This is a genomic window from Streptomyces hokutonensis, from assembly GCF_042751305.1.
GTDB classification, from domain to species: domain Bacteria; phylum Actinomycetota; class Actinomycetes; order Streptomycetales; family Streptomycetaceae; genus Streptomyces; species Streptomyces hokutonensis_A.
Genome location: NZ_JBHYWD010000022.1, coordinates 85,775 through 110,987, shown reverse-complemented (window position 1 = coordinate 110,987; position 25,213 = coordinate 85,775). Strand labels below are relative to the sequence as shown.

23 protein-coding genes and 3 pseudogenes are annotated in these 25,213 nt (G+C 70.1%); 10 read left to right on the top strand and 16 right to left on the bottom strand.

Annotated elements, in window-relative coordinates; all coding sequences use genetic code 11:
- Positions 1 to 341: 341 nt before the first annotated feature.
- Positions 342 to 1,637, top strand: coding sequence for a sialidase family protein (locus ACFXC1_RS39885; RefSeq protein ID WP_381252268.1), 1,296 nt, complete (start codon positions 342 to 344; stop codon positions 1,635 to 1,637).
- Positions 1,638 to 1,732: 95 nt separating this feature from the next.
- On the opposite strand, the gene ACFXC1_RS39880 is transcribed toward ACFXC1_RS39885, so the two are convergent.
- The 7 genes from ACFXC1_RS39880 to ACFXC1_RS39850 form a co-directional block, all read right to left on the bottom strand.
- Positions 1,733 to 2,398 (bottom strand): response regulator, encoded by a 666-nt coding sequence (locus tag ACFXC1_RS39880; protein WP_381252266.1) that lies wholly within the window; start codon positions 2,396 to 2,398, stop codon positions 1,733 to 1,735.
- Positions 2,395 to 3,648, bottom strand: coding sequence for a sensor histidine kinase (locus tag ACFXC1_RS39875; RefSeq protein WP_381252264.1), 1,254 nt, complete (start codon positions 3,646 to 3,648; stop codon positions 2,395 to 2,397). Before ACFXC1_RS39875 ends, ACFXC1_RS39880 begins: the two co-directional genes overlap by 4 nt.
- A 181-nt stretch (positions 3,649 to 3,829) precedes the next feature.
- Entirely contained in the window at positions 3,830 to 4,651 is an 822-nt protein-coding gene (locus ACFXC1_RS39870; protein ID WP_381252262.1) for an ABC transporter permease, read from the bottom strand.
- Positions 4,651 to 5,571, bottom strand: coding sequence for an ABC transporter ATP-binding protein (locus tag ACFXC1_RS39865; protein ID WP_381252260.1), 921 nt, complete (start codon positions 5,569 to 5,571; stop codon positions 4,651 to 4,653). Before ACFXC1_RS39865 ends, ACFXC1_RS39870 begins: the two co-directional genes overlap by 1 nt.
- A gap of 148 nt (positions 5,572 to 5,719) precedes the next feature.
- Positions 5,720 to 6,712, bottom strand: coding sequence for a TAXI family TRAP transporter solute-binding subunit (locus ACFXC1_RS39860; RefSeq protein WP_381252258.1), 993 nt, complete (start codon positions 6,710 to 6,712; stop codon positions 5,720 to 5,722).
- Between the two features lie 73 nt (positions 6,713 to 6,785).
- Entirely contained in the window at positions 6,786 to 8,216 is a 1,431-nt protein-coding gene (locus tag ACFXC1_RS39855) for a sensor histidine kinase (RefSeq protein ID WP_381252256.1), read from the bottom strand.
- Between the two features lie 11 nt (positions 8,217 to 8,227).
- On the bottom strand, positions 8,228 to 8,896 hold the full coding sequence (locus tag ACFXC1_RS39850) for a response regulator transcription factor (protein ID WP_381252254.1): 669 nt from the start codon (positions 8,894 to 8,896) through the stop codon (positions 8,228 to 8,230).
- 176 nt (positions 8,897 to 9,072) lie between these two features.
- Between ACFXC1_RS39850 and ACFXC1_RS39845 the strand changes: the two genes are divergently transcribed.
- Genes ACFXC1_RS39845 through ACFXC1_RS39835 form a run of 3 tightly spaced genes read left to right on the top strand, consistent with a single transcriptional unit; the run spans position 9,073 to position 12,429 of the window.
- Entirely contained in the window at positions 9,073 to 10,098 is a 1,026-nt protein-coding gene (locus tag ACFXC1_RS39845; protein ID WP_381252252.1) for an amidohydrolase family protein, read from the top strand.
- Between the two features lie 5 nt (positions 10,099 to 10,103).
- Positions 10,104 to 11,024 (top strand): amidohydrolase family protein, encoded by a 921-nt coding sequence (locus ACFXC1_RS39840; RefSeq protein ID WP_381252250.1) that lies wholly within the window; start codon positions 10,104 to 10,106, stop codon positions 11,022 to 11,024.
- Between the two features lie 46 nt (positions 11,025 to 11,070).
- The gene (locus tag ACFXC1_RS39835) at positions 11,071 to 12,429 is read left to right on the top strand and encodes an MFS transporter (protein WP_381252248.1); all 1,359 of its coding nucleotides are present in this window, start codon (positions 11,071 to 11,073) and stop codon (positions 12,427 to 12,429) included.
- Here the strand turns inward: ACFXC1_RS39835 and ACFXC1_RS39830 are convergent.
- The 3 genes from ACFXC1_RS39830 to ACFXC1_RS39820 form a co-directional block, all read right to left on the bottom strand.
- Positions 12,317 to 12,709, bottom strand: a complete 393-nt coding sequence (locus ACFXC1_RS39830; protein ID WP_381252247.1) for an MFS transporter — start codon at positions 12,707 to 12,709, stop codon at positions 12,317 to 12,319. The two genes, ACFXC1_RS39835 and ACFXC1_RS39830, sit on opposite strands and share 113 nt — an antisense overlap.
- A 179-nt stretch (positions 12,710 to 12,888) precedes the next feature.
- Positions 12,889 to 13,320 carry a hypothetical protein gene (locus ACFXC1_RS39825; protein ID WP_381252245.1) on the bottom strand — a complete coding sequence of 144 codons (432 nt, stop codon included), beginning with the start codon at positions 13,318 to 13,320 and terminating at the stop codon, positions 12,889 to 12,891.
- Between the two features lie 222 nt (positions 13,321 to 13,542).
- Complete coding sequence (locus ACFXC1_RS39820; protein WP_381252243.1) at positions 13,543 to 13,992, bottom strand: hypothetical protein; 450 nt, start codon at positions 13,990 to 13,992, stop codon at positions 13,543 to 13,545.
- A gap of 247 nt (positions 13,993 to 14,239) precedes the next feature.
- On the opposite strand from ACFXC1_RS39820, the gene ACFXC1_RS39815 reads away from it, so the two are divergent.
- Positions 14,240 to 14,725: a hypothetical protein gene (locus ACFXC1_RS39815; protein WP_381252241.1), complete on the top strand. Its 486-nt coding sequence runs from the start codon at positions 14,240 to 14,242 to the stop codon at positions 14,723 to 14,725.
- Positions 14,726 to 15,046: 321 nt separating this feature from the next.
- Here the strand turns inward: ACFXC1_RS39815 and ACFXC1_RS39810 are convergent, their stop codons facing one another.
- Entirely contained in the window at positions 15,047 to 15,853 is an 807-nt protein-coding gene (locus tag ACFXC1_RS39810) for an alpha/beta fold hydrolase (RefSeq protein ID WP_381252239.1), read from the bottom strand.
- A gap of 36 nt (positions 15,854 to 15,889) precedes the next feature.
- Here ACFXC1_RS39810 and ACFXC1_RS39805 point away from each other — a divergent pair, with 36 nt between their 5' ends.
- The 5 genes and pseudogenes from ACFXC1_RS39805 (at position 15,890) to ACFXC1_RS39785 (ending at position 19,473) form a co-directional block, all read left to right on the top strand.
- The gene (locus ACFXC1_RS39805) at positions 15,890 to 16,528 is read left to right on the top strand and encodes a TetR/AcrR family transcriptional regulator (protein WP_381252237.1); all 639 of its coding nucleotides are present in this window, start codon (positions 15,890 to 15,892) and stop codon (positions 16,526 to 16,528) included.
- Between the two features lie 123 nt (positions 16,529 to 16,651).
- The gene (locus ACFXC1_RS39800) at positions 16,652 to 17,683 is read left to right on the top strand and encodes a cation diffusion facilitator family transporter (protein ID WP_381252235.1); all 1,032 of its coding nucleotides are present in this window, start codon (positions 16,652 to 16,654) and stop codon (positions 17,681 to 17,683) included.
- 35 nt (positions 17,684 to 17,718) lie between these two features.
- A pseudogene (locus ACFXC1_RS39795) lies at positions 17,719 to 17,988 on the top strand (helix-turn-helix domain-containing protein); the annotation flags it as partial.
- Positions 17,989 to 18,103: 115 nt separating this feature from the next.
- Positions 18,104 to 18,436 (top strand): annotated as a pseudogene (locus tag ACFXC1_RS39790) (cation transporter); the annotation flags it as partial.
- 89 nt (positions 18,437 to 18,525) lie between these two features.
- Positions 18,526 to 19,473: an alpha/beta hydrolase gene (locus ACFXC1_RS39785; RefSeq protein ID WP_381252233.1), complete on the top strand. Its 948-nt coding sequence runs from the start codon at positions 18,526 to 18,528 to the stop codon at positions 19,471 to 19,473.
- Between the two features lie 63 nt (positions 19,474 to 19,536).
- Here the strand turns inward: ACFXC1_RS39785 and ACFXC1_RS39780 are convergent.
- From ACFXC1_RS39780 to argF, 5 genes and pseudogenes are all read right to left on the bottom strand, one after another.
- A pseudogene (locus tag ACFXC1_RS39780) lies at positions 19,537 to 19,742 on the bottom strand (MarR family transcriptional regulator); the annotation flags it as partial.
- A gap of 373 nt (positions 19,743 to 20,115) precedes the next feature.
- Positions 20,116 to 20,853 carry a pyruvate formate-lyase-activating protein gene (gene pflA, locus ACFXC1_RS39775; protein ID WP_381252231.1) on the bottom strand — a complete coding sequence of 246 codons (738 nt, stop codon included), beginning with the start codon at positions 20,851 to 20,853 and terminating at the stop codon, positions 20,116 to 20,118.
- 5 nt (positions 20,854 to 20,858) lie between these two features.
- Entirely contained in the window at positions 20,859 to 23,117 is a 2,259-nt protein-coding gene (gene pflB / locus ACFXC1_RS39770) for a formate C-acetyltransferase (protein ID WP_381252229.1), read from the bottom strand.
- Between the two features lie 148 nt (positions 23,118 to 23,265).
- Positions 23,266 to 24,189 (bottom strand): carbamate kinase, encoded by a 924-nt coding sequence (locus ACFXC1_RS39765; RefSeq protein WP_381252227.1) that lies wholly within the window; start codon positions 24,187 to 24,189, stop codon positions 23,266 to 23,268.
- 3 nt (positions 24,190 to 24,192) lie between these two features.
- On the bottom strand, positions 24,193 to 25,194 hold the full coding sequence (gene argF / locus ACFXC1_RS39760; protein ID WP_381252354.1) for an ornithine carbamoyltransferase: 1,002 nt from the start codon (positions 25,192 to 25,194) through the stop codon (positions 24,193 to 24,195).
- Positions 25,195 to 25,213 lie beyond the last annotated feature (19 nt).

The following is a 25,213-nucleotide window of genomic DNA, read 5'->3' as shown; positions in this document are numbered from 1 at the left end:
TCGCCGCTCAATCTCCACTGCCCTTTTCGGCGGACTGGTACTGCGGTACCACGCCATCGGGCCAATTGTCTCCCGCGGTCCCACGGACACGGCACCGAGTCTCTCTAGCCTGAGCGGGCCGGATCACAACGAAGCGAAGAGAAGCCGGTTTACCGCCTGGCGCAGTCGAGTTGGCCGAGCCCGCGGCCACGGGGTCGATATCAGTCCGACCGATTTCGGTCCCATGTCGCAGACGACAAAAGAATTCTCTTCTACCGGACGTGGAAATTGGGGATCACATGGTGCTGTTCAGAAGTTCTTCGGCGACGTTAAGCGCGGCGGCATTCTCCGCGCTGTTCCTGATGTATGGAACACCTGCCGCCGTGGCCTCGCCGATCGACGCGGGGAACGCGGCCATTCACGAGGTCGACGTGACCAACATGCCGGCCACCAAGGAGGGCCAGCCGACGGTCGCCGTCAACCCCAGGAATCCGAAGAACCTGGTGTTCGTCTCGACGATCTTCCCGCCGTCGCCGGGCCTGGAGCCGGTCGACGGCGGGTGCTTCCTGGCCTACTCCAACGACCGGGGCGACACCTGGACCCGGGTGGCGTGGCCGCTGGGCACGGCGGCGCCCAAGTGCGGTGAACCGAGCGTGCAGTTCGACGCGAAGGGCACCGTGTACGTGGACAACAACCAGGTCAGCTCAGGGCTGGCCGCGAACCTGGTGAACCACAACCAGGTCGCCAAGTCCACGGACGGCGGCCGGACTTGGACCGACCCGGTGTCCACCCCGCTGCTCCTGGGCGGTGCCCCGAAGATGCGCGTGGACGCGGCGACCGGCAAGGTCTACGCCGTCGCCGGGGCGGCCTGGGAGTACCCGAGCGCGGTCTCCGTCAGCTCCGACAGCGGAAAGACCTTCAGCAGCGACTCTCGGGTGATCCCGGGGCCGATGCCCTGCATCGAGGTGGCACCGGGCATCCCGCTCGTGTGCGGCTATCCCGGGCGCGAGATCGCCGTCTACGGCGGCATCCTCGTCTCCGCCTCCCAGGAAGCGGGCCAGCCGGTGAACTTCCACGTCAGCCGGGACGACGGCAGGACGTGGACGAACACCACCCTCCAGGACGGCCAGGGAAACCCGGTCGCGGCGGGCACCGGATCCCTGGTGCCGGTTCCGGCCCTGGGCGCGGCGGCCGACCCCGTCCCGTGGGTGGCGGCCGACACTTCCCACCGCGGCCGGTTCGCCGTCATGGTGCCCCGGGACTCCAACACCCTGGACGTCTACGTCACCCCGGACGCCGGCCGGACCTGGACCGGACCGGCGACGATCTCCGCGTCGAGCGCCCTGCGGCCGGCCATCGACTTCGGTCCCGACGGTGACCTGGGAGTCATGTGGCGGACCACCACGGGCGACGCGTTCTCGGCCGTCTCGTTCGACCACGGACGCTCCTTCAGCGCCCCGGTGCAGGTCAACCACGTGACCGAGCCGGTCGGCGAGACGGGCCCGCCCGGTGACCGCTGGTCGGGCATCACGCTGACCGACAAGTACGCCTACGTCACCTGGGCCGACGGGCGGAACAACTCCTCCCTCGACTCGGTCATCAGCCGCGTACCGCTGAAGCTGTACAGGAAGGAGACCGCCTCGACGTCGACCAACTGAGACAAGAAGCCTGACGCACGACAGTGTGCCGCCGGATCACCACGGCGGCACACTGTCATGTCTCCAACACCATCCGACACCAATGGGCGCGGTGCTCACTGCCGGGGCGTGACCAGTCCCGCGTCGTAGGCGATGATCACCGCCTGGATGCGGTCCCGGGCGCCGAGCTTGGCCAGCACCCGGCCCACGTGCTTCTTCACCGTGGACTCGGTCAGCACGAAGCGTTCGGCGATCTCGGTGTTCGTCCAGCCCGTGCCGATGGCCACGAGCACCTCGTGCTCGCGTTCGGTGAGTGCCGCGAGCCGCGGGTCGGTACGAGGCCCGGCATCGGGTGCCAGGACGTCGTGGGCGTGGGCGTCGAGCAGGCGGCGGGTGAGCCTGGATGACACGACGGCGTCGCCGGTCGCGACCGCCTGGATGCCGGCGAGGAGTTCCGCCGGCTTGACGTCCTTAAGCAGGAAGCCGCTCGCCCCGGCGCGCAGACCGGCGTAGGCGTACTCGTCGAGGTCGAAGGTGGTCAGGATCAGTACGCGGGTACGGCCGCCCGCCGCCACGATCCGGCGGGTCGCCTCGATGCCGTCGAGACCGGGCATCCGTACGTCCATCAGGACCACGTCGGGGCTCAGTTCAGCCGCCATACGCACAGCCTGCGCGCCGTTGTCGGCCTCGCCGACGACGCTCACGCCGGGGGAGCCGTCGAGCAGCATCCGGAAGCCCATGCGGGGCAGCGGCTGGTCGTCGGCGATCAGGACGGTGGTCATGGCGTGGTCTCTCCGGATGTGGCCTGGGCGGACGGATCGAGCAGGAGGTCGACGATCCATCCCTGGCCGTCGTCGCGTGGTCCGATGGTTGCGGTGCCGTCGTAGAGCGCGGCCCGCTGGCGGATGCCGACCAGGCCGTGCCCACTGTCCCCGCGGTGAGCCGTGGACGGTCTCCGCGACAGCGAACCGGTGTCGGTGACCCGGACGCGCAGCAACTCGTCCTCGACCGCGACCGTGACGTCGGCCGTTGCGCCGGGGCCGACGTGTTTGAGGGTGTTGGTCAGGGCCTCCTGCACCACGCGGAACACCGTGAGCTGCACTCCGCGGCCCAGGGCGTCGACCGGGCCGACGGTGCGGTACGCCACCGGCAGTCCGGCCGCGCGAACCCGGTCGAGCAGGATTTCCAGGTCCCGGACACCAGGCTGCGGGGACCGGGGCGAGCTGTTGTCCTCGGATTCCGGGGACTCGCGCAACACCCCCAGCACACGCCGGAGTTCGTCCATCGCCTGCCGACCGGTGTCTCCGATGAGATGGAGCGCCTGCTCGGTGCGGCCGGGTTCGCGGGTGGTGAGCACGGCGGCACCGTCGGCGAGGTTGACCATGACCGACAGGTTGTGGCCGACGATGTCGTGCATCTCGCGGGCGATCCGCGAGCGCTCCGCCGCCGCCGTCAGCCGGACGCGCTGGTCGCGTTCGACCTCCAGCCGCGCGGCCCGGTCCCGGAGCGCCGACAGGTACAGCCGGCTGATCCGGACGGTCAGGCCAAGGGCCACCGCCCCGACGCCGGTACCGACGGACAGGACGAGGAAGGCCACCGGACTGTCCGTCGGGATCACGGTGACCACGAGCAGCACCCACCCGGTCACGGTGACCGGCAGCGCCCAGCAGATCGCGCGGGGCGAGGCGTGCAGGGCGAGGTCGAACAGGGCGATCAGGAGCACGGCGGCGGCCGCGGGCCCCAGACCCAGTGACCACATGACCGGACAGACCACGAGGCAGGCCCCGAAAACCGCGGCGGGACGACGGCGCCGCCACCACAACGGCACGACCAGCACAGCGGCGATACCCAACACCACACCGACAGGCAGCCCACCACCGACCGGGCGCGACACGGGATGCCCGGGGCTGTGCACCAGCAGATCCGGCGGCGCGGCGGCGATGACGAGGATCACCATGGCGGTGTCGAGGAGCCACGGACGCCGCCGGTCGGCCGCCCGCAGCCGGCCCAGCACCCGCATCAGCAGTCGCATCACGGGGTGCGCCCAGACAGCCTCGGTCCCCGGGCCGACAGGTGTCCACCCGGGGGCCGGCTCGGACGAGGGCGATGCCTGCGCTGCCCGAGCCGACCCGGGCAGGCGGGATGCCGCCCCCGCCCGGCCCGAGTGACCCGGCCTTGTGTGATCCATCGGCTCCATCCTCGCGGACGCGACCTCAGACGTCACTGCGGCGCAGCCGGTAGGCGGCACCGGCCACCAGCAGCACGGCCCACACCAGCAGCGCCGTGAAACCCGCCCCGGGACTGACCAGCGAGTCGCTGGAGTCGTGCAGGGTCATCACCGACTGGCCCGCGTTGCTGGGCAGATACCGGCTGACGGTGTCCCCCAGCGAACTGGGCAGCAGCCCGGTCAGCCCCGGCAGCACGAGCACTACACCGGCCAGGATCGCGATGCCCCCGGCGTTGTTGCGCACCAGCAGGCCGACCGTCACGCCGTACACACCGACCAGGCCCAGATACACGCCCGCTCCCAGCAGGCACCGGAAGACCCCGGGATCCCCGAGCGACAGCGCGATCTTCTCGCCGTGCAGGGCGGCGCTCCCCAGCAGGAACGAGACCAGTGCGCCGACGGTGGACGTGACGAACGCGATCGGACCGTAGACCGCGCACTTCGCCCACAGCACGGGCAGCCGGCCCGGCACCGCGGCGAACGTCGAGCGGACCATGCCCGTGCTGTACTCGCCCGCCGCCAGCAGGACACCCAACGCGCCGACAGCCAGGGCCGCGAGGTTGGTGCCGGCCAGCGCCAGGGTCAGTGCCGCACCGGAGTCCGAGTCCTTGCCGCCCAGCGGGCCGTCCGGACTGTAGAGGGCGGCGGCGATCGCCCCGATCGCGACCAGGAAGAGCACGGCGACCCCCAGTGTGATCCAACTGGAGCGCAGCGACCAGAACTTGGACCACTCGGACCGGACCACCCCTCGGCCGGTCACACGATATGCCGGACGCACCGATGGTGTGGTGATGGTGCTCGTGCTCATCAGGCGGCCCTCCCCACGTCGCTGCTCTGGTACTCGACCGCGTCCTGCGTCAGATGCATGAACGCCTCCTCCAACGACACCGACTCGGCGGCCAGTTCGTAGAGCGGCACCCGGTGCTCGGCGGCCACCTCCCCGATCCGCCGCGTGTCCAGGCCGGAGACCACCAGGCGCTCGGCACCCGTCGAGGTCACCGTGACACCGGGGGCGGCCAGCAGCGAGCGCAGCCGCGCGGGTTCACCGGTGGCCACCCGCACCCCCTTGTCCGCCGACGCCTCCACCAGCGCGTCGACGGTCGTCTCGGCCAGCAGCCGGCCCCGGCCGACGACCACCAGCCGGTCGGCGGTCTGCGCCATCTCGCTCATCAGATGCGAGGACAGCATCACCGTGCGCCCCTCGGCGGCCAGCCCGCGCAGCAACTCCCTTACCCAGCGCACCCCTTCGGGATCGAGCCCGTTCACCGGCTCGTCCAGCATGACCACCGCCGGATCACCCAGCAGCGCGGCGGCGATACCCAGCCGCTGCCCCATCCCCAGCGAGAACGCCCCGACCCGCTTGTTCGCCACCGCGTGCAGACCGGCCAGGTCGATGACCTCCTCCACCCGCCGCTTCGGCACACCATGGGTGTACGCCAACGCCATCAGGTGGTTGAACGCGGAGCGCCCCGGATGTACCGCCTTCGCCTCCAGCAGCACCCCCAACTCCTGCAAGGGGGCGCGGTGTTGGGCGTAGGGCTTGCCGTTGACCAGGGCCGTGCCGCTGGTCGGCGCGTCGAGACCCACGATCATCCGCATGGTGGTGGACTTGCCCGCCCCGTTCGGCCCCAGGAACCCGGTCACCTGCCCCGGCGGCGCGGTGAAACTCAGGCCGTCCACCGCTGTCTTGTCCCCGTAGCGTTTGGTCAGTTCACGAACTTCGATCACGGTGGTGCTCCCCGCTTCCGTCGGGCCCGGCATTCGACCGGGTCACTGCTTCGAGGCTAGGAGCGGCTACGGCGCGACCCGTGGACCCGGAGGCCACAATGACCGCTGGTCACTGGTACCGCGGTACACCGGCAAGGTCGTCCCGGGCTCAGCCGTGCAGCGCGCGGTACGCCGCGACCGCCCCTGGGTGCAGAGGGATGGCGCCCGTCCCGATGAGGCTGCGGACGTCGAGGAACTGGGTACCGACGGCGTTGCGGGGAACTAGGTCGCTCGCGCGCAGAACCAGCAGACGGGTGAGCGCCTCGGCCACACCGCGGGGCAGTTCGGGGCGGCACACCAGCAGGTTGGACACCCCGATGGTGGCGACCCCGCCCGCCGCCCGGTACGCGCCCTGCGGCAGGGACACCTCTTCCAGGCCCGAGGCCGCTTGGCCGCCCGGTCCGCCGAGCCGGGGCAGGAGGCCGGCCAGCGGCAGGAACCGCAGACCGAACCGGTCGTCGAGTTCGGACAGAACCGGCAGCGGTACGCCGCCCGCCACGAGCAACGCGTCGACCGAGCCCGCCCGCAGGGCGTCGGCCGCATCGGCCAGCGGGAGATGGCGTACGGCGACCTCGGTGCCCGGCGAAAGACCCGCGGCATGCAGGATCTGTTCGCCGAGCACGGCCGCGCCCGATCCGGCCGCGCCGAGCGACACGGTGTGTCCGGCCAGGTCGGCCACCGTACGCACGGGCGAGTCGGCGCGGACCACGAACTGGAGGTAGGTCTCGTACAGCCTGCCGATCGCGCGCAGGGGCACGGGGTGCGGGAAGAGGGCGGTGCCCTGGGCCGCCCGCGCGGTGTCGGTGAGGACGAGCGCGAGGTCGGCACGGCGGTCGCGGAGCAGTTCGATGTTGGTGAGGCTGCCCGGGGTGGTGCGGACGTGGCAGCTCAGTCGGGGGTACGCCGCCGTGAGTTCGGCGGCGAGGATGCGGCCGAAAGCCTCGTAGAAGGCCGTGGGTTCTCCGGTCGCGAAGCGCAGGACACCGCTCGGTCCGGGCCGCTGCCCGGAGGCGTCGCCGGTGAGCGCACCCCCGAGCACGGCGACGGTCGTCGCGCCGAGGGCGGCGTGGAGAAGGGTGCGGCGGTCGACGGGGCGGGTCATCGTGTGCCGCCGCGCGGATCACGGCGGGCCGCGGTCGTCTCGTGCGGCGGGCGACGGGCGTGGCTGTGGCCGTTCATCCCGCACCGCCGTTCCCGGAGTCGGCCGCACCGGCCACGGCACACGGTAGAACCGCCGTGGCCCGCAGTCCTCGTGGCCGCGCGGGGCCCAGTTCCAGTCGGCCTCCCCTGCCCGCCAGCAGCTGTTCGACGATGGCGAGCCCCAGGCCCGTACCGGCCGTCCCGTCCTGTCGTTGCCGGCCGGAGCGCCAGAACCTCGTGGTGGCCTGGGCGATTTCCTCCGAGGTCAGGCCGGGTCCGTCGTCCGTCACCGTGAGGGCCACGTGCCGGCCTTCGGCGGTGCAGCGCAGGGAGATCTCGGCGTCCGGTCCCGCGTACTTGATGGCGTTGTCCAGGAGGATGTCCGTGATCTGGGCGAGTTCGTGGTCCGTGCAGGCGGCCATGACCGGGTGCGCGTCGGTGTGGAGGGTGAGGCAGGTGCCGGCGCGGTGGGCGACCGGCTCCCACAGCCGGTACTGGGCAGTCGCGACCGCCGTCGCGTCGCACCGGGCGTCCGAGCCGTCGGTCACCGTCAGTTCCCCGGCCCGGTGTTCCGCGGTGGCGAGGGTCAGCATGTCGTCGAGCAGGGTCTCCAGGCGGTCGAGTTCGGTGGTCACGCCCGTGTACGTGCGGTCGGCGGACGCGGGCAGGTGGCGGTGCAGGGCGTCGACACGCAGCCGGAGCGCCGCCATGGGGTTGCGCATCTGGTGGGAGGTGTCGGCTACGAGTCGGCGCTGTTGTTCCAGGGCCGCTGTGACCGTACGCGCCATGCGGTTGAAGCCGGTCGCGAGCTGGCGCAGTTCCGGTGGGCCGCCGGCCCTGGTCTGTTCGGGCGGGAGTCCCGCGGCGAGTTGTCCGACCGCGCGGTCCAGGCGACGCAGCGGGCTGACCACCCACCGCGTCGCGGCCCGCGCGAGGACCGTGCAGGCGACGGCGACCAGAGCCGTCCCCGCGATGACGGCGGCCCAGCGCCGGGTGATGTCCTCCGCCGCCGTGCCGACCGAGGCCCGGAGCACGACGGCGCCGGAGACCCGGGTCCCGGTACCCGCGGGCTCGGCGAACATCCGGGACCCCTTCGACCAGGGACGCAGCGCCCCCGTGGGATACGCGGTCTGGTTGCGCAGCGCCGCGTCGAGGAGCCGGCCGACGGCGGGGTCGGCGGCGCGCATCCCGCCGGTCTGGACGATCGGTCTGCGGCGAGTGTCGGTGACGACGAGCGGTTCGCCGTACAGCTGGGTGTAGCGGCGCGCCTCGGCGGTGACAGCCGAGGTGTCGCCCGTCTGCGCGGCCTGGTCCATGAGGGAGGCGAAGCGGTCGAGGTCCGCGCTGCGGGCGAGGACGAGTTGCTGGGTGCGGTCGGACGCGGTGAACAGCAGCAGGGGTACGGCGAACGCGGCCACCGCGATCACGACGAACAGCAGCAGCGCGGCATGGACCCGGGTACGCACGCGTCGGTTCCTCAGTTCCCGAGATCCCCGAAGCGGTAACCGAAGCCCCGGATCGTGGTGAGCAGTTCGGGGCGGGCGAGTTTGGCCCGGAGCTGGGTGAGGTGGACGTCGAGCGACCGGGACACGGAGTGGTAGGCGTCGCCCCACACCTCGTCCAGGAGCTGTTCACGGCTGACCGCGGTACCCGCCCGTCCGGCCAGCACGGCGAGGATGTCGAACTCCTTGGTGGTCAGCTCGACCTCGGCCCCGCCGACCCGGACCCGGCGCGCGTCGAGATCCACCTCGACGTCACCGGCACGGACCGTCCGCACCGTCAAGCCGCCTTTCGCCGCGGTCCGCCGGGTGACGGCGTCGATCCGCGCCAACAGTTCCGCGAGGCGTACCGGCTTGACGAGATAGTCGTCGGCTCCGAGCCGCAGTCCGCGCACGACCGAGCGCTCGTCGCCGCGGGCGGTGAGTACCACGACGGACATGTCGCTGACCGCGCGAAGGGCGCGCAGTACGTCCAGGCCGTCGGTGTCGGGCAGGCCCAGGTCGAGAAGGAGCAGGTCGGAGCTGCGGTGGTAGGTCAGGACGTCCCGGCCGTAGCGGACGCGTCGGGTGACGTGACCGTGGTCGTAGAGGACCTCCACGAGCGCCGCGGCCACGCCGTCGTCGTCCTCGGCCAGCAGTATCTGCACTCCGCCCACCTCCTTTCGGCCAGTCCGGCGACCCCGTCCAGCCGAATGTAGACCACACCGACCGGGTGCCCGCCGGAGTGTTAAGGGGAGGTTAGTTCTGCGTTAGGCCCTCTCGTCCGCCGGTGCGGGGCGGGGCCAGGCTGCACGGCACCCAGCAGCCCGAGAAGGACGCCGTAATGATCATCGACTGTCACGGTCACTACACGACCGCCCCGCCGGCCCTGGAGGCATGGCGCAAGCGGCAGATCGCCTCCCTCACCGACCCGTCGGCCGCCCCCGCCCGCGCGGACCTGCGCATCGGCGACGACGAGCTGCGCGAGAGCATCGAGCCGAACCAGTTGCGGCTGATGGACGAGCGCGGCATCGACGTGACCGTCTTCTCGCCGCGCGCGTCGTTCATGGCGCACCACGTCGGGGGTTTCGAGACCTCCGCCGCCTGGGCGGCGATCTGCAACGAACTCTGCCACCGCGTCAGCCAGTTGTATCCGGAGAGCTTCGTGCCCGCCGCGATGCTCCCGCAGTCGCCCGGCGTCGATCCGGCCACCTGCGTCCCTGAACTCACGCGTTGCGTCCAGGAGTTGGGCGCCGTAGCGGTCAACCTCAACCCCGACCCCTCGGGCGGCCACTGGACCGCACCACCGCTCACCGACCGCTCGTGGTACCCGCTCTACGAGAAGATGGTGGAGCACGACATCCCGGCGATGGTCCATGTCAGTACAAGCGTCAACCCGGCCTTCCACACCACGGGCGCGCACTATCTCAACGCCGACACCACGGCGTTCATGCAGCTGATCCAGGGCGACCTGTTCGCCGACTTCCCGACCCTGCGCCTCGTGATCCCGCACGGCGGCGGCGCCGTCCCCTACCACTGGGGCCGCTTCCGGGGCCTCGCGATGGCACTCGGGAAACCTCCGCTGGAGGAACACGTCCTGGGCAACGTCTACTTCGACACCTGCGTCTACCACCAGCCCGGCTCCGACCTCCTTTACGACGTCATCCCGGCGCGCAACATCCTCTTCGCCTCGGAGATGATCGGCGCGGTGCGGGACGTCGACCCGTGCACCGGCCACCACTTCGACGACACACTCCGCTACGCGGAGGCGGCGAAACTGCCTGCGGACGACCTGGCGGCGGTCCAGGAACACAACGCCCGCGCCGTGTACCCCCGCCTCGACGCGCTGCTGAAGCGCCAGGGGCGGTGACGTACATGAGCACGCTCGCCCCCAAGTCCCCCAACTGGCTGGACTGGTACGAGAATCCGTCCGCCCCGGCCTTCCGGCTGCCGCCGGGAACCGTCGACACCCACTGCCATGTCTTCGGCCCGCAGGCCGAGTTCCCCTTCTCGCCGGAACGCAAGTACACGCCCTGCGACGGCGGCAAGGACGAACTGTTCGCGCTCCGCGACCACTTGGGCGTCGCCCGCAACGTCATCGTGCAGGCCACCTGCCACGGCGCGGACAACAGCGCCATGGTCGACGCCGTCCGGGCGGCGGGCGGCCGGGCGCGCGGCATCGCGACCGTACGACCGGACATCGACGAGAGCGAACTGCTCGCACTCGACGCGGCGGGCATACGCGGTGTGCGCTTCAACTTCGTACGGCGTCTGGTCGACGCCTCACCCGAGGACGACCTCCAGACGATCGCCAAGAAGGTCGCCCCCCTGGGCTGGCACGTCGTCCTCTACTTCGAGAGCGCCGACCTGCCCCAACTGGAGGGATTCTTCGGCTCGTTGCCCGTGCCGCTGGTGGTCGACCACATGGGCCGCCCGGACGTGACCCGGCCGGTGGACGGGCCGGAGTTCACCCGCTTCCTGCGCTTCGTCGAGGACAACGACGTATGGGTGAAGGTGACCTGCCCCGAGCGCCTCAGCGTCACCGGACCAGCCGCCCTGAACGGCGAACGCCACGCCTACACCGACGTCGTCCCCTTCGCCCGACGTGTCGTGGAGGAGTTCCCCGACCGGGTGCTGTGGGGCACCGACTGGCCGCACCCCAACCTCACCGACCACATGCCGGACGACGGCCTCCTCGTCGACCACGTCCCGCGGGTGGCGGTCACCGACGACCAGCGCCACAAGCTCCTCGTCGCCAACCCGATGCGCCTGTACTGGCCCGGCGAGGACTGCTGACTCCCCAACTCCCTTTCCTCATCCCCGACTTCGACAAGGGCCGCTCATGCAACACGCCAACACGCTGAACCGGCTGGACCGGCTTCCCATATCCCGCTTCCACAAGGTCACCCTGCTCGCCGTCGCCTTCGCGTACTTCTTCGAGTTCGCGGACATCAACAGCTTCGCCACCACCGCACCGAAACTGATCAAACTGTGGGGCGTGACGGTCGATCAGATCGCCTACGTCACCTCGCTGTCGTTCGTCGGCATGTTCGTCGGCGCGATCGTCGCCGGATCACTCGCCGACCGGTGGGGCCGCAAACGGGTCCTGCTCTGGACGACCCTCTTCTTCGGCCTCTCGTCCTTCGCCGCGGTGTTCTCCTGGGACCTGGTCTCCCTGGGCGTCTTCCGCGTCCTGACCTCGGCCGGCCTGTCGGCGATGACGGTCGTCGGAGTCGTCTACGTCAACGAGATGTACCCGTCGGCGACCCGCGGGAAGTACCAGGCGTACGCCATCGCCATCGGCATCTGCGGCACACCCGTCACCAACCTCATCGCCAGCGCGGTCGTACCGATCAACGACTGGTCGTGGCGGCTGGTCTACCTCTGGGGCTCCCTGGGCATCCTGCTCGTCCTGTTCACCCGGCACCTCAGGGAGTCACCGCGCTGGCTCGAAAGCCGGGGAGACCACACCGCGGCGGACGCGATCCTGCGGGAGATCGAGGCACGCGTCGCGGCGGAGAAGGGTCCGCTCCCCCAGCCCGCACCCCCGGTCGACGAAAAGCCGTCACCAAAGGCACCGTTGCGGCTGCTCCTCCAGCGGAAGTACCTCCTGCCGACGCTCCTGCTCACCGCGCTGTGGATGACCCAGACCATCGGCTTCTTCGGCTACTCCAGCTGGGCACCCACCCTGCTGGCCAAGGAGGGCTTCAGCGTCGAGAAGTCCGTCTTCTACGTGGCCCTGACCACCGTCGGCGCACCGCTCGGCTGCTACCTGGCCTCCCTGGTCACCGACCGGTTCGAGCGCAAGTGGTGTCTGGTGGCCTTCGGCACGGTGATCGCGGTCTGCGGCCTGCTGTACGGCCTCACCTTCAACCCGGTCCTCATCGTCGTGTTCGGCTTCCTGGTGAACCTCTTCGAACGCGGCTACACCGCCCTCGCCTACGCCTACTCCCCCGAACTCTTCGACACCCGCAGCCGCTCACTGGGCACGAGCGTCTCCTACGGCCTCGGTCGCCTGTCCAACGCCGCCGGCCCACTGATCGTCGCCGCGCTCTACAACGGCCACGGCTACCAGAGCGTCTTCTACTTCATCGCCGGCACCTGGCTGCTCGGCGCGATCGCCCTGGCCGCCTTCGGCACCCGGACACGCTCGGCGCGCCTCGCGGAGGCGGAGCGACAACGGGTGAGCGTCCCCGTCTGACCAGGAGCGACGCAACCGTCAGCCATGCAGATCGGCGTGCGCAGGCGTGACGGCGCATCCTGGCGTATGTGGCCGACAGGTTCCAGTCCGCCATGCGAGGAAGACTCTCGGTGCCGGCCCAGTTGGCGAGCCAGTTGAAGGCGGCGTCCACGGACATCGCGGCGGCGCGGATGCGGAAGGGGAGCATCTCGCCGCCCATGACCCGCAGGATGACGCCCCAGGAGACGGCGAGGAGGAAGACGAAGGTGCCCTCACTGTCGCGGTCATGGTTAGCCCACACCGACCGCACCGGCCCCACGAGCCGATCCCCACCCCGACTCCCCGTCACCCGCCATCGCAGATGCCTACAGGCAGATACCGCCCGGCAACTCCCCTTCGACAAACCAGAACCCCGCCAGGACCGGAATCACCCAGCTCCACACACCAGCGGGCTTACCGACCGTACAACCCGCAGTCGGCCTACGAGTCGACGACGAACAGCCCGCAGATCCGCACCCGATGCCGGGGAACTTCCGACGCGCTGAAACGCAGATCCTCTGTCTGCCGAAGAAGGCCCCCAACCACCAAGTTCCGGACCAGGAGCGGACCAAGAATCTCCTCGTGTCGTACTCGCCGAAGAAGTTGGGCTTCTTCTAGAGACACGTAAAAGGGCGTCTTGGCCGGGAAATCCCCCGCCAGACGCCCTTCTCGGCCATTGCTGTCGAGGCGGGCCCGGTCGTCCGACGGCAGGCCGTAGCCGGGGCCGCGGTCCCACCGGTGGTCCAGAGCGATCAGAAGCTTCACCACCGAGGCGGAACGGAGCTGCGTGTGAGCGTTGGACTGCTCGGTGAAGGTCCCGGTCCGGCGGTCGTACACGGCGATTCCGGCGGTGACGCCCGGCGGTACGTTCACCGAGGCCGTGCGCGAGGTGGTGGGTGAGGATGTCTGGGCACGGGCTGGTGCCGCGTGGCGAACAGGGCGGCCATCAGGACCAACCAGGCCGCCACGAGGCAAATCCGCCTCGCGGTCTGTGTGACGAGAACGGTGACACGAACGACTCCCTGGCTCGGACGGGGCCGAAGCGGAACGTGTCGGGGCCGGCCACCGTTGGAGGGGCCGGCCACGACACGTGTGTCAGCAGTTGCGGACGGACCAGACGGGGTTCCAGTCCTGGTCACCCACCTGCGGCGGGGAGAAGGCGCGCAGCACGTTCCCGTTGGCGTCGTAGAGGTAGGAAGTGACCGACCCGGTCTGCTTGTTGAGGTAGTAGCCGTTGCCGTACCAGTTGGACAGGTAGTAACGGTTGCAGTTGTAGAGGTAGAAGATCTTCCACTTGGACACGGTCGGATCCCACACCTCGAGGCAGAGGTTCCCCGCTCCACAGGTGAACGTCTGGTCGTCCGTGCGGTAGCTGACGGTGGTGGACGGAGAGATCGTCGGGGAGACTGCGGCCACGGCCTGTGCATGGTTACCGGTACGGGGGCCGGAGGCGGTTGCCGCCTGTGCCGGACCGGTGGCGAGGACGGCCATCAGCATGCCGACCACCACGCCGATGATGCCGAGCAGCGAGCGCTTCGCGCGCATGGATGAGACCTCCGTCGAGACGGCAGCGGGACATCTGGGACAGCGGCACGGAACGTGCCCTGACGGCGACGATCGCCGATCGCGCGGGCCCGACAGAAGCCTTTCGAACCTCTTCGAAAGGCCGCTGTCCCCGTGGTCCGGCCGCACATGATGGCCATGCGCGCCCCGGAGACGGTCGTCGGACCGGGGCCAACCACGACACGAGCATGCGCGAACACCGCCATGCCGGACGGGAGACTGCCGAACCGTGCCTACCAAGCGATCACTTGCCGGCCTGTGCGCCGCCCTCGCAATGGGGGCGGCCCTCCTCACCACCGGTACCGCGCAGGCCACCCCGGCCTCGCACGGAACCTCCGACGGTCACGTCATGACCATGCCCGCGGCGCCGAAGACGGCCCGCCCTGCGGCGCTCCTCGCCGCGGCCCCGTCCACTTCTCCGGCCGTCCGCACGGCCTACGCCGGTGCCGGCGGGGGCGTGTACTGCCAGAGCGGCTACTTCTGCGCCTCGGTCTGGGACCCGACGGCCGGCAAGTTCAAGATCTTCTTCTTCTACTCCTGCAACCGCTACACCCTCTCGAACTGGATCGACTGGGCCGAGGCCCAGAACAGCCAGACCGGAGGCGCCGTCGCCAGTCTCTACGGCTCCGGAGGCGGCCTGCTGCAGACCGTCCCGGCCGACAACGCGGTCTACGCCGTCAACTGGTCACCGGTGTACTCGATCCGCAACTGCTGAGCCGGACGGCCTCCGCAGCCCAGCACACCGGGCAGGACCAAGGGACCACAGGGCGGATCGGTCTCCGTCCGCCCCTATGGCTACGCACTCAATCAGGCGGTGTGGAGAGACATTGTCTCGCGCTTGGAATGCCGCTCCCCGCCAATCGGTGGCCCCCAATGGACCGCGAAGGAAGGGGAGTTGTACTCCTCGCACCGGCACCTCCACGCCGGTCGTGTGCGCTCGGCATGGAGCCGACCCGCCTGCCCGGGAAGGACAGGGATCGCAACGGCAAGGGAGGTGAGACAGGCAGTCAACTCCCCGCCCAGGAACCGGACTTCGTCACGTGCTCGCCGAAGAAGCTCGGGTGTTGAGCAGTCGGCCGAGCTCCGCGGGCGCCTGGATGTGGGCCAGGTGGCCCTGCCCCGGGAGTTCGTGGACTCGGGCGTGAGCGACGTGCCGTCGTACGGTGTCGAAGGACGTTCCGTAGGGGGCGGTGCCGCGATTGAACTGGCCGATGATCAGGTCGACTTGGGCTGTCAGTCGCGCCAACTCACCGGGAAGAGGTGCCGCGTTGAGCGCGCCGAGTTCGGCGTAGAGCGGTCGGCTCAGGCGACGGAGGGTCTCCCAACCGTCACGATCGGCCCGAAGTTCCTCGACATGTGCGGCGGAGAAGCCGGATATCCGCCGGTTGATGATCTCGACGCAGCGGTCCCAGTCCGCCTTCTCCTCCGCGCTCTTCAGGTCGGGCAGCGCATCGCGTCCGAACGGCCGCATCACCGGCTCGTAGGCGATCACTTGGGGAATCGGGCGATCGTTGGCGGCCAGCAGGGCGATGAGGCCGCCGTAACTCCAGCCGAAGAGTGCCCTCGTGCCGGCGAACTCGTCGAGGACCGCGCCGAGGTCCTCGACCTCTGTCCGCAGCGAGTAAGACGGGGTCAACGGCCCCGAGGCGGCACGGCCCCGGCGGTTGACGACAGCCACCGAGGGCCAGGCGTCGATGGTGCCCGCGACGCGGCGCCACGCGTGCGCGTCGCTCATCACGCCCGGGACGACGACGAGGCCCGGGGCGTCCGGCTCGCCGTACACATCGACCGTGACCCAGCTGTCCCCGCCGACCGACAGCTTCTTCTGAATCGTTCGCTCCATAATTGAATTATGGAGCGAACGATCTACAATGCAAGCGTGACCGAACACAGCCGTGGGCGACCACGGGCCTTCGACCGCGACCGCGCGGTTCTGGACGCCGCCCGCCTCTTCTGGCGACGCGGCTACTCCGGCACCTCGACCCGCGCCCTGACCGCGGCCCTCGGGCTCTCCACCTCCAGCCTCTACGCCGCCTTCGGCAGCAAGGCCGGACTGTTCGAGGAAGCGGTGCGGACCTATGCCGAGCGCTATCGCGAGATCTATCAACAGGCCGTCGACGAGAAGGACATACAGACCGTCTTCGAACGCGTCCTCGTCGACTCGGTCCACGAGTTCACCCAGCCCGGTGACACGCATCCCGGGTGTCTCATCAGCAGCTCCGTCATGACCGACAGCACGAGCACGCTCGACACCAGCGCCTACGTCGCCGAACTGCACAAGTCGAACGAGCGGGCCCTCCTCGTACGCATCAAGCGAGCCGTCCAGGACGGGGAACTGGCCGCCGGCACCGACGCGGCGGCCCTGACCGGGCTCGTCCAGTCCCTCTGGCACGGACTGTCGGTGCGGTCCAACACCGACACGTCTCGCACGGATCTGCTCGCGACGGCGCGACTCGCCCATCAGCTGATCTGTCGGCAACTGGCGCCGGCGGCGGCGGGGCACGTCGGCGGCTCCTGAGCCGGTTCCGGCATCGCCGCAGGTGACAGTGGTAACGGTGCTCATTGCAGCCTTTGGAGAAACCCTCCGGAGCGCGATTGACTTGCCCTCCGCCGACGCAATACCGCGACCCTGGGAGCTCCCGTGTCCGACCACCACGACCACGAGCACGGCGGCCACGACCACGACAGCGGCGGCGGCCACTCCGGTCACTCCCACGGGGTGTCCGTGGACGCCGACCGGCGCTGGCTGACCATCGCCCTGGTGCTGATCAGCGTGTTCATGCTCGCCGAGGTCGTGGTCGGGGTCGCGGCCAACTCGCTGGCGCTGATCTCGGACGCCGCGCACATGCTCACCGACGTCGCCTCCATCGTGCTGGCGCTGATCGCGATGCGACTGGCGGCCCGCCCCGCGAAGGGGCACTTCACCTACGGCCTCAAGCGCGTGGAGATCCTGTCCGCGCAGGCCAACGGCCTGACCCTGCTGCTGCTTTCGATCTGGCTGGCCTACGAGGCGGTACGTCGGCTCGTCTCACCGCCTGAGGTCACCGGCGGCCTGGTCCTCGTCACCGCGCTGATCGGAGTGGCGGTCAACCTGGTGGCCACCTGGTGCATCTCCAGGGCCAACCGCACATCCCTGAACGTCGAGGGCACCTACCAGCACATCCTCACCGACCTGTTCGGCTTCATCGCCACCGCCGTCGCCGGAGCCGTCGTCCTCACCACCGGCTTCGCCCGCGCGGACGCGATCGCCTCCCTACTCGTAGTCGTCCTGATGCTCAAGGCCGGCTACGGCCTGGTCCGCGACTCCGGACGGATCTTCCTCGAGGCCGCGCCCTCCGGGATCGACCCCGACGTCCTCGGCGACCGCCTGGCCGCGCAGGACACCGTGGTCGAGGTGCACGACCTGCACGTCTGGACGATCACCTCCGGCCAGAGCGCCCTGTCCGCCCACGTCCTGGTGGAGCCGGGCGGCGACTGCCACGCCGTACGCCGCGGCCTGCAGAAAATGCTCCTGGACGAGTACCGCATCGGCCACGCCACACTGCAGGTCGACCACCTGGGCGAGGACACCCCCGACCTCCTCCAGATCACCAGCGCCACCGCCGACGACCGTGACGCGCACTGCGACGACGCCCACGGTCCCGTCCACCGCCCCGGCCCTCACGACCACTGAGCGTCCGGCGGCCTGCTTCTCAGGAGTTCCTGCACCGCTGCCGTCCGCTGCTCCCCCTGCGCGAGGCCCCGGCCCAACCCTCCGATCCGGCCGAGGAGTTGGGCATCTCACGCACCCGGCTCTCCAACCACCTGGCGTGTCTGCGCGACTGCGGTCCCGTCGTCGCCGTGCCGGTCGGCCGCCGTACCCGCTACGAGCTCGCCGATCCCCGCCTCGGCCACGTACCGCAGGACCCGCGCACGGCGGTGCCGACTGTGGAGAGCGACCGCACCTGCCCGGACGCCCACGCGAAGGGCTGCTGCTGAGCGCCGGGACACCCTTGGCACCTCCGGGCCCGTCCCCGGTCCGCCGCGACGAACTCGCCCGCCGCATACGGCTGTTGGCGGCGCGACCACCGCCCACAACGTCGTTGAGGCGGTCGTCGCCCTGGCCGCCGTGTCGCTCGCGGTGATGCCGTTCCTGTCCGCCGCCCAACGCCGGGCCGGGCGCGAACTGGGTTCGGCCTCGGCGGTCGCCGACTCCAGGCAGACCCTGTTGTGCACCTGTCTGTCGGCGGTGCTGCCGGCCGACCTGGTCACCAACGCTGTACCCGGCTGGTCCTGGGGCGACCCGGCCGCCGCCCTGGTGATCGCGGCCGGGGCGGCGGAGGAAGGCCGGGACGCCCGGCAGGGCAACGGGTGCTGCGCCCCAACCACCGTCGCTGTACTGCCCGTTGAGGGCGCGCCGGACCCGTGCGGCTGTCGGCCGGACTGTGCGCGACCGGGGCCCGGCGGCACATCACCGTCCGGCGGCTCACGAGTTGGGAGACCGGCTCGGTCGATCAAGGTGACATCCTGGCCCGCATGGCCGAACCGATCGACGTTCCACTCGCCGATGCCGAACTGACCGCCTTCGTCAGGGCTGTTCGGCAGGACCCCGGGCCTCCCGCCCGGGGCGTGGGCGCGGCGGAGTTGCGTCGCGCACAGCGACTCCGTGCCCAAGTCCGGCCTCCGGGGCCCGAGATGGCCCACGTCGAGGATCTGACGGTCGGCTCGGCTGCCGTGGGGGCCCGCCTCTACCGGCCGTCGGCGGGAGACGGGCCACTCGTGGTGTTCCTTCACGGCGGGATGTGGACGATCGGCGATCTGGAGTCGCACGACCGGGCATGCCGACGATTGGCGCTCGGTACCGAGACGGTCGTGCTGAGCGTCGACTTCCGGCGGGCTCCCGAGCACCCGTGGCCGGCCGCCGTGGACGACTGCGTGGACGCGATCCGGTGGGCGGCGGCCGGCGGGGTTGCCGGGACCGTGGGCCCGATCGTCGTCATGGGTGACAGTTCAGGCGGCAACCTCGCCGCGCTCGCCTGTCTGCGCCTGCGTGACGAGGGCGGACCGCTGCCTGCCGCCCAGGTCCTGCTGTACCCCAACACCGATCTGACGCTCTCGTGTCCCAGCACGCGGTCGAAGGCCACGGGCTGGGGTCTGACGACCGACGACGTCGCCTGGGGAGCCGAGCAGTGGGTGCCCGACCCGTCCCGGCGCGCCGACCCCGAGGTCAGCCCGCTGCACGCCGTCGATCTCCGTGGGCTGCCGCCCGCCGTTGTCGTCACCGCCGAGCACGATCCGCTGCGGGACGAGGGCGATGCCTACGCCGCTCGGCTGGCCGCCGCGAACGTTCCCGTCAGACACCGCTGCGAGGCCGGGATGGTCCACGGGTTCCTCACCCTCGACACCCTTTCGCCGGCCGCGGCGGCAGCGGGTGAGAGGGTCTTCACGGACGTCACCGACACCCTCCGCCGTCACGTCCACTGACGCTTCGTCGACCAGTGGCCGCCTGTCCGCGATCCGCACCGGCTGCGGTGGGGTCACCGGTACCGTCCCGGGCTTCGTGCGGAGGACTTCGCGGACCTGTTCCGCCGCGCGGAGGATGCTCTCGCTGATGAAGTCGCTGAAGCGGGCGATGTTCTCCAGTCGGGCGGCGGCCGGGCTCGGCCGAGGACACCGACGCCCTGCCGTGCAATGTCGGCGACCTGGGCGATGCCATGGGCGCCGGCGATCGTCGACCGGTACCAGCCGTCGTCGACGTACGCGGTGAGGCTCCCCGCGACGGCGATGAAGAGGCAGGCCTTTGGGAAACGCGGGTCGCTCGGCACCGGCCGAACCACCCACATCTCGCCCTTGCCCGCCCCCATGTACGTCCGCGCCAGGGCCGGGCGTCCGTCCGCGACCACAGGTTCGATGCGTGACCGGTGGCTCTCCTCCAGGCGCTGCAGATCTGTCGCGCCGATGCCGCCAAAGGTGGGCTGGACACGGATGGAGCGCGCCGGGTTCAAGAGATCGGTGGGCAGCCACTCTCACGACGTACCGGCACGGATCTTCGCCGCCCACAGCCAGGGCCTCGCCAAGAAGCACCACCCGAAAGAGTGGCTGCGGATCCACCTCACCCCAAGACAGTCAAAAAGCCGGGACTCCATGCTCCTTGAAGCATGCGCGAACTCTCTCGACCAGAGCCGGGCCAGGCACCGGGGTGTCGTGCAACGGGAAGGGCACACCGAGAGCGTCGTACTTCGAGGCGCCCAGCTTGTGGAAGGGCAGGACATCGACCCGCTCGACCGCGCCGAGACCCGACACAAAGCGGGCCAGGGCGTCCACGGACGCCAGGTCGTCGGTCCAGCCCGGGACCAGGACGTACCTGATCCACATCGGGACGCCGAGCCGGTCGAGGCGGGTGGCGAAGTTGAGGGTGGGGGCGAGTTCGCCGCCGGTCAGTTTCCGGTAGGTGTTGACGTCGAAGGACTTGATGTCGAGGAGCACCAGGTCGGTGTCGGCGAGGAGTTCGTCGGTGGCGCGGGCGCCGAGGAAGCCGGAGGTGTCGAGGGCGGTGTGCAGGCCGGCCGCCTTGCAGCGGCGGAGGATTTCGGCGGTGAAGGCGGGCTGGAGCAGTGGTTCGCCGCCGGTGATGGTGACCCCGCCGCCGGCCGTGGTGACGAAGTCGCGGAACTTCCCGATCTCCCCCATGACCGCTTCGACGCTCATCTCCTGCCCGTCGCGCATGTGCCAGGTGTCGGGGTTGGCGCAGTACAGGCAGCGCAGCGGGCAGCCGGAGACGAAGAGGACGAACCGGGTCCCGGGACCGTCCACGCCGGTGGACAGGTCCCAGGAGTGGATCCGGCCGGTGGTCGCGGTCCGCATGGCACTCACAGCGATCCGTGGAAGGTACGGCTGATCACGTCGAGCTGCTGCTCGCGGGTCAGGCGGACGAAGTTGACGGCGTAACCGGATACCCGGATGGTCAAGTCCGGGTAGTTCTCCGGGTGTTCCATCGCGTCTTCCAGCGTCGCGCGGTCGAGGACGTTGACGTTCATGTGGAAGCCGCCCGCGGCCATGTAGGCGTCGAGAATGCCCACCAGGTGGCCGGCACGCTCGTCAGGTGCGTGCCCCAGTCCCTCGGGCGTGATCGTCGTCGTCAACGAGATGCCGTCACGGGCCTGTTCGTACGGCAGCTTGGCCACCGAGAGGGCGGAGGCGGCGACTCCGTGCCGGTCGCGGCCGTTCATCGGGTTGGCGCCGGGTGCGAAGGGCTGTCCGGCGAGGCGGCCGTCGGGGGTGTTGCCCGTGTGCTTGCCGTAGACGACGTTCGAGGTGATGGTGAGGACCGACTGGGTGTGCTCGGCGCCCCGGTAGGCGGGGTACTGGCGCACCTTCGCCATGAAGGACTCCACCAGTCCTACGGCGATGCTGTCGGCGCGGTCGTCGTTGTTGCCATAGGCCGGGAAGTCGCCCTCGGTGCGGAAGTCGACGGCGAGGCCGGTGGCGTCCCGGAACACCTTCACCCGGGCGTACTTGACGGCGGACAGGCTGTCGGCGGCGACCGACAGGCCGGCGATGCCGCACGCCATGAAACGGTGCACGGGGTAGTCGTGCAGGGCCATCTCGATGCGCTCGTAGGCGTACTTGTCGTGCATGTAGTGGATGACGTTGAGCGCGTTGACGTACGTCCGGGCCAGCCAGTCCAGGACGTGGTCGTAGGCCGCCGACAGCTCGTCGTAGTCCAGGTACTCCTCTGTCAGCGGGGGCGTCGGGGTCGCGACCTGTTCGCCGGTCATCTCGTCCCGGCCGCCGTTGACCGCGTAGAGCAGCGCCTTCGCGAGGTTGACCCGGGCGCCGAAGAACTGCATCTGCTTGCCGACCTCCATCGCGGAGACGCAGCAGGCGATCGCGGTGTCGTCGCCGCTGTGCGGGCGCAGCAGCTCGTCGGACTCGTACTGGACGGCGCTGGTGTCGATCGAGACCTGGGCGCAGAACTCCTTGAAGGCGACGGGGAGTTGGGGCGACCACAGGACGGTCAGGTTCGGCTCGGGTGCGGGGCCGAGGTTGTAGAGGGTCTGGAGGAAGCGGAAGGAGGTGCGGGTGACCAGGGGGCGGCCGTCGGTGCCGATGCCGCCGATGGACTCCGTCACCCAGGTCGGGTCGCCGGAGAACAAAGCGTCGTACTCGGGGGTGCGCAGGAACCGTACGATCCGCAGCTTGATCACGAAGTCGTCGATAAGTTCCTGGGCGCGGGACTCGTCCAACACGCCTTCCTCCAGGTCCCGTTGGAGGTAGACGTCGAGGAAGGTGGAGGTGCGGCCGAGCGACATCGCGGCACCGTTCTGCTCCTTCACGGCGGCGAGGTAGCCGAGGTAGAGCCACTGGACGGCCTCGTGGGCGGTGGCGGCGGGGCGGGAGACGTCGCAGCCGTAGGTGGCCGCCATCCGTGTCAGTTCGCCCAACGCCCGTATCTGCTCGGCGATTTCCTCCCGGTCGCGGATGACCTCGGTGCCGGACGCGCAGGCGTCGAGCTTGGCACGCTCGGCCTTCTTGACCTCGATCAGCCGGTCCGTGCCGTAGAGCGCGACGCGTCGGTAGTCGCCGATGATCCGGCCGCGGCCGTAGGCGTCGGGCAGTCCGGTGATGATGCCGGCCTTGCGGGCTGCCCGCATTTCGGGGGTGTAGGCGTCGAAGACACCGTCGTTGTGCGTCTTGCGGTAGGTGCCGAAGACGCTTGTGACGAACGGGTCGGCCTCGTAGCCGTACGCCCTGAGGCTGTTCTCGACCATGCGCAGGCCGCCGTTCGGCATGATCGCGCGCTTCAGCGGGGCGTCGGTCTGGAGGCCGACGATCAACTCCCGTTCGCGGTCGATGTATCCGGGGGCGTGCGAGGTGATCGTCGAGGGGGTCTTGGTGTCGACGTCGAGGATGCCCCGGCTGCGCTCCTCCGGGAACAGGGCGCTGACCTTCTCCCAGACGGCGCGCGTGCGGTCGGTGGGGCCGGTCAGGAAGGTCGCGTCGCCTTCGTACGGCGTGTAGTTGGCCTGGATGAAGTCGCGCACGTCGACGCGCTCGCGCCAGGAGGTACCGGCGAAGCCGCGCCATGCCTCGGATACGCGTGTTCCGACTGCCACTGTCGTCGTCATCGCCGGTTCTCTCCCTTGCTTCGCACTGGAATGCCTCACTACCGATACTCGTGCGATACGTCGGCACATGAGAGGGCCGGTCAGGGCCCTGATCCCGGCCGTCCGACCCTCTGGGAGGGCCGAACGGCCCTCCCCGGTCGGGACCCGCTCATACGACGGGCAGATCGGGTCGGACGAGGGTGCCCGACCTGCCGTGGACGATCTCGTACGCCGCGTCCAGGGCCCCTATCGCGGCCAGCCCCCCGGTGCGTTCGACGAACCGGGCGGCGGCCTCGGTCTTCGGTCCCATGGAGCCGTCCGGGAAGTCGCCGCCGCGCAGCTGCTCGGGGGTGGCGCCGAGGACGGGCTGCTGTTCGGGGGTGCCGTAGCCGGAGTAGACGCAGGGCACGTCCGTGAGGATGAGCAGGAAGTCGGCCTTCAGATGCTCGGCCAGCAGGGCCGCCGTGAGGTCCTTGTCGACGACGGCCTCTGCCCCGGTCAGGGCGCCGGTGTCGTAGTCCGCCGTGACGGGGACGCCTCCGCCGCCCGCGCAGATGACGAGTGTGCCGCTGCTCAGCAGGTCGTGGATGGTGTCGGTCTCCAGGATCCGCTCGGGTGCCGGGGAGGGAACGACGCGGCGCCAACCGGTGGTGTCGGCGCCGATGTGCCAGCCGCGTCGGCGGGAGAGCGCGGACGCGAGGTCGTGGGAGTACACCTGGCCGACGAACTTCGTGGGGTGCTCGAAGGCCGGGTCGTCGGCCCGCACGAGGGTGTGGGTGACGAGCGCGGCGATACGACGGCCGGGCAGCGCGTCGTGCAGGGTGCGCGCCAGCAGGGAGCCGATCATGCCCTGGGTCTGGGCACCGAGCAGATCGAGCGGGTAGGGGGCACTGAGGGCGGGATCGGCGGCGCTCTCCATGGCGAGCAGGCCGATCTGGGGTCCGTTGCCGTGGGTGATGACGATCTCGTGATCGTGGGCGAGGGCCGCGATCGCGGTGGTCACCCGGTCGATGTTGGCCACCTGGACCGCCGCGTCGGGGCGTTCGCCGCGGTGCAGCAGGGCGTTGCCGCCCAGCGCGATGACGATGCGCATGGCTCAGTCCTCCAGGGTGGCGACGAGTACGGCCTTGATGGTGTGCAGGCGGTTCTCCGCCTGGTCGAAGACGATCGACGCGGGGGACGAGAACACGTCGTCGGTGACCTCCAGGCCGTCCAGTCCGTAGGTGTCGAACAGGTCCTGGCCGAGGTGGGTGCGGCGGTCGTGCAGGGCCGGCAGGCAGTGCATGAACTTGACGTCCGGGTTGCCGGTGGCGGCCAGCGTCTTCTCGTTCACCTGGTACGGGAGGAGCAACTCGATCCGCTTTCGCCAGGAGTCGGCGGGCTCGCCCATGGAGACCCATACGTCGGTGTGCAGGAAGTCCGCTCCGTGCACGGCGGTCTCGACGTCCTCGGTGAGGGTGATCCGGGCTCCGCTGTTCTCGCCCAACGTCCGGCAGGCGGCGACGAGTTCGGCCGCGGGCCACAGTTCCTTCGGTGCGGCGATCCGCACGTCCATGCCGAGCAGGGCGCCCATGGACAGCAGCGAGTTGCCCATGTTGTTGCGCGCGTCTCCGAGGTAGCAGTAGGCGATGTCGGGCAGGGGCCTGGGGCTGTGCTCGTGCATGGTCAGGACGTCGCACAGGCTCTGGGTGGGGTGCGCGGTGTCGGTCAGGCCGTTGTGGACGGGGACACCGGAGTGGGTGGCGAGTTCGGCGACGAGGGCCTGGTCGGAGCCTCGGTACTCGATGGCGTCGAACATGCGGCCCAGCACGCGGGCGGTTTCGGCGATGGACTCCTTGGCGCCGATGTGGGTGTCGCCGGGGCCGAGGTAGGTGGTGCGGGCTCCCTGGTCGGCGGCGGCGACCTCGAAGGCGCAGCGGGTGCGGGTGGAGGTCTTCTCGAAGATCAGCGCGAGGTTGCGGCCGGTCAGCCGGGGTTGTTCGGTGCCGTTGCGCTTGGCGGTCTTGAGGTCGGCGGCGAGGTCGAGGAGGTGGTGGATCTCGGGGGCGGTGAAGTCGAGTTCGCTCAGGTAGGAGCGGCCTCGCAGGTCGACGGTCAGGGTGAAGTTCCTCGTTCTC

What these genes read in the sequence shown, in the direction of transcription:
- ACFXC1_RS39820 (WP_381252243.1), bottom strand. Translation starts at nt 13,992, where the DNA reads ATGCGCGCGAAGCGCTCGCTGCTCGGCATCATCGGCGTGGTGGTCGGC.
- ACFXC1_RS39765 (WP_381252227.1), bottom strand. Translation starts at nt 24,189, where the DNA reads ATGCGCATCGTCATCGCGCTGGGCGGCAACGCCCTGCTGCACCGCGGC.
- pflB (WP_381252229.1), bottom strand. Translation starts at nt 23,117, where the DNA reads ATGACGACGACAGTGGCAGTCGGAACACGCGTATCCGAGGCATGGCGC.
- pflA (WP_381252231.1), bottom strand. Translation starts at nt 20,853, where the DNA reads ATGCGGACCGCGACCACCGGCCGGATCCACTCCTGGGACCTGTCCACC.
- ACFXC1_RS39885 (WP_381252268.1), top strand. Translation starts at nt 342, where the DNA reads ATGTATGGAACACCTGCCGCCGTGGCCTCGCCGATCGACGCGGGGAAC.
- ACFXC1_RS39845 (WP_381252252.1), top strand. Translation starts at nt 9,073, where the DNA reads ATGATCATCGACTGTCACGGTCACTACACGACCGCCCCGCCGGCCCTG.
- ACFXC1_RS39785 (WP_381252233.1), top strand. Translation starts at nt 18,526, where the DNA reads ATGGCCGAACCGATCGACGTTCCACTCGCCGATGCCGAACTGACCGCC.
- ACFXC1_RS39870 (WP_381252262.1), bottom strand. Translation starts at nt 4,651, where the DNA reads ATGAGCACGAGCACCATCACCACACCATCGGTGCGTCCGGCATATCGT.
- ACFXC1_RS39810 (WP_381252239.1), bottom strand. Translation starts at nt 15,853, where the DNA reads ATGGAGCGAACGATTCAGAAGAAGCTGTCGGTCGGCGGGGACAGCTGG.
- ACFXC1_RS39835 (WP_381252248.1), top strand. Translation starts at nt 11,071, where the DNA reads ATGCAACACGCCAACACGCTGAACCGGCTGGACCGGCTTCCCATATCC.
- ACFXC1_RS39880 (WP_381252266.1), bottom strand. Translation starts at nt 2,398, where the DNA reads ATGACCACCGTCCTGATCGCCGACGACCAGCCGCTGCCCCGCATGGGC.
- ACFXC1_RS39875 (WP_381252264.1), bottom strand. Translation starts at nt 3,648, where the DNA reads ATGCGACTGCTGATGCGGGTGCTGGGCCGGCTGCGGGCGGCCGACCGG.
- ACFXC1_RS39860 (WP_381252258.1), bottom strand. Translation starts at nt 6,712, where the DNA reads ATGACCCGCCCCGTCGACCGCCGCACCCTTCTCCACGCCGCCCTCGGC.
- ACFXC1_RS39840 (WP_381252250.1), top strand. Translation starts at nt 10,104, where the DNA reads ATGAGCACGCTCGCCCCCAAGTCCCCCAACTGGCTGGACTGGTACGAG.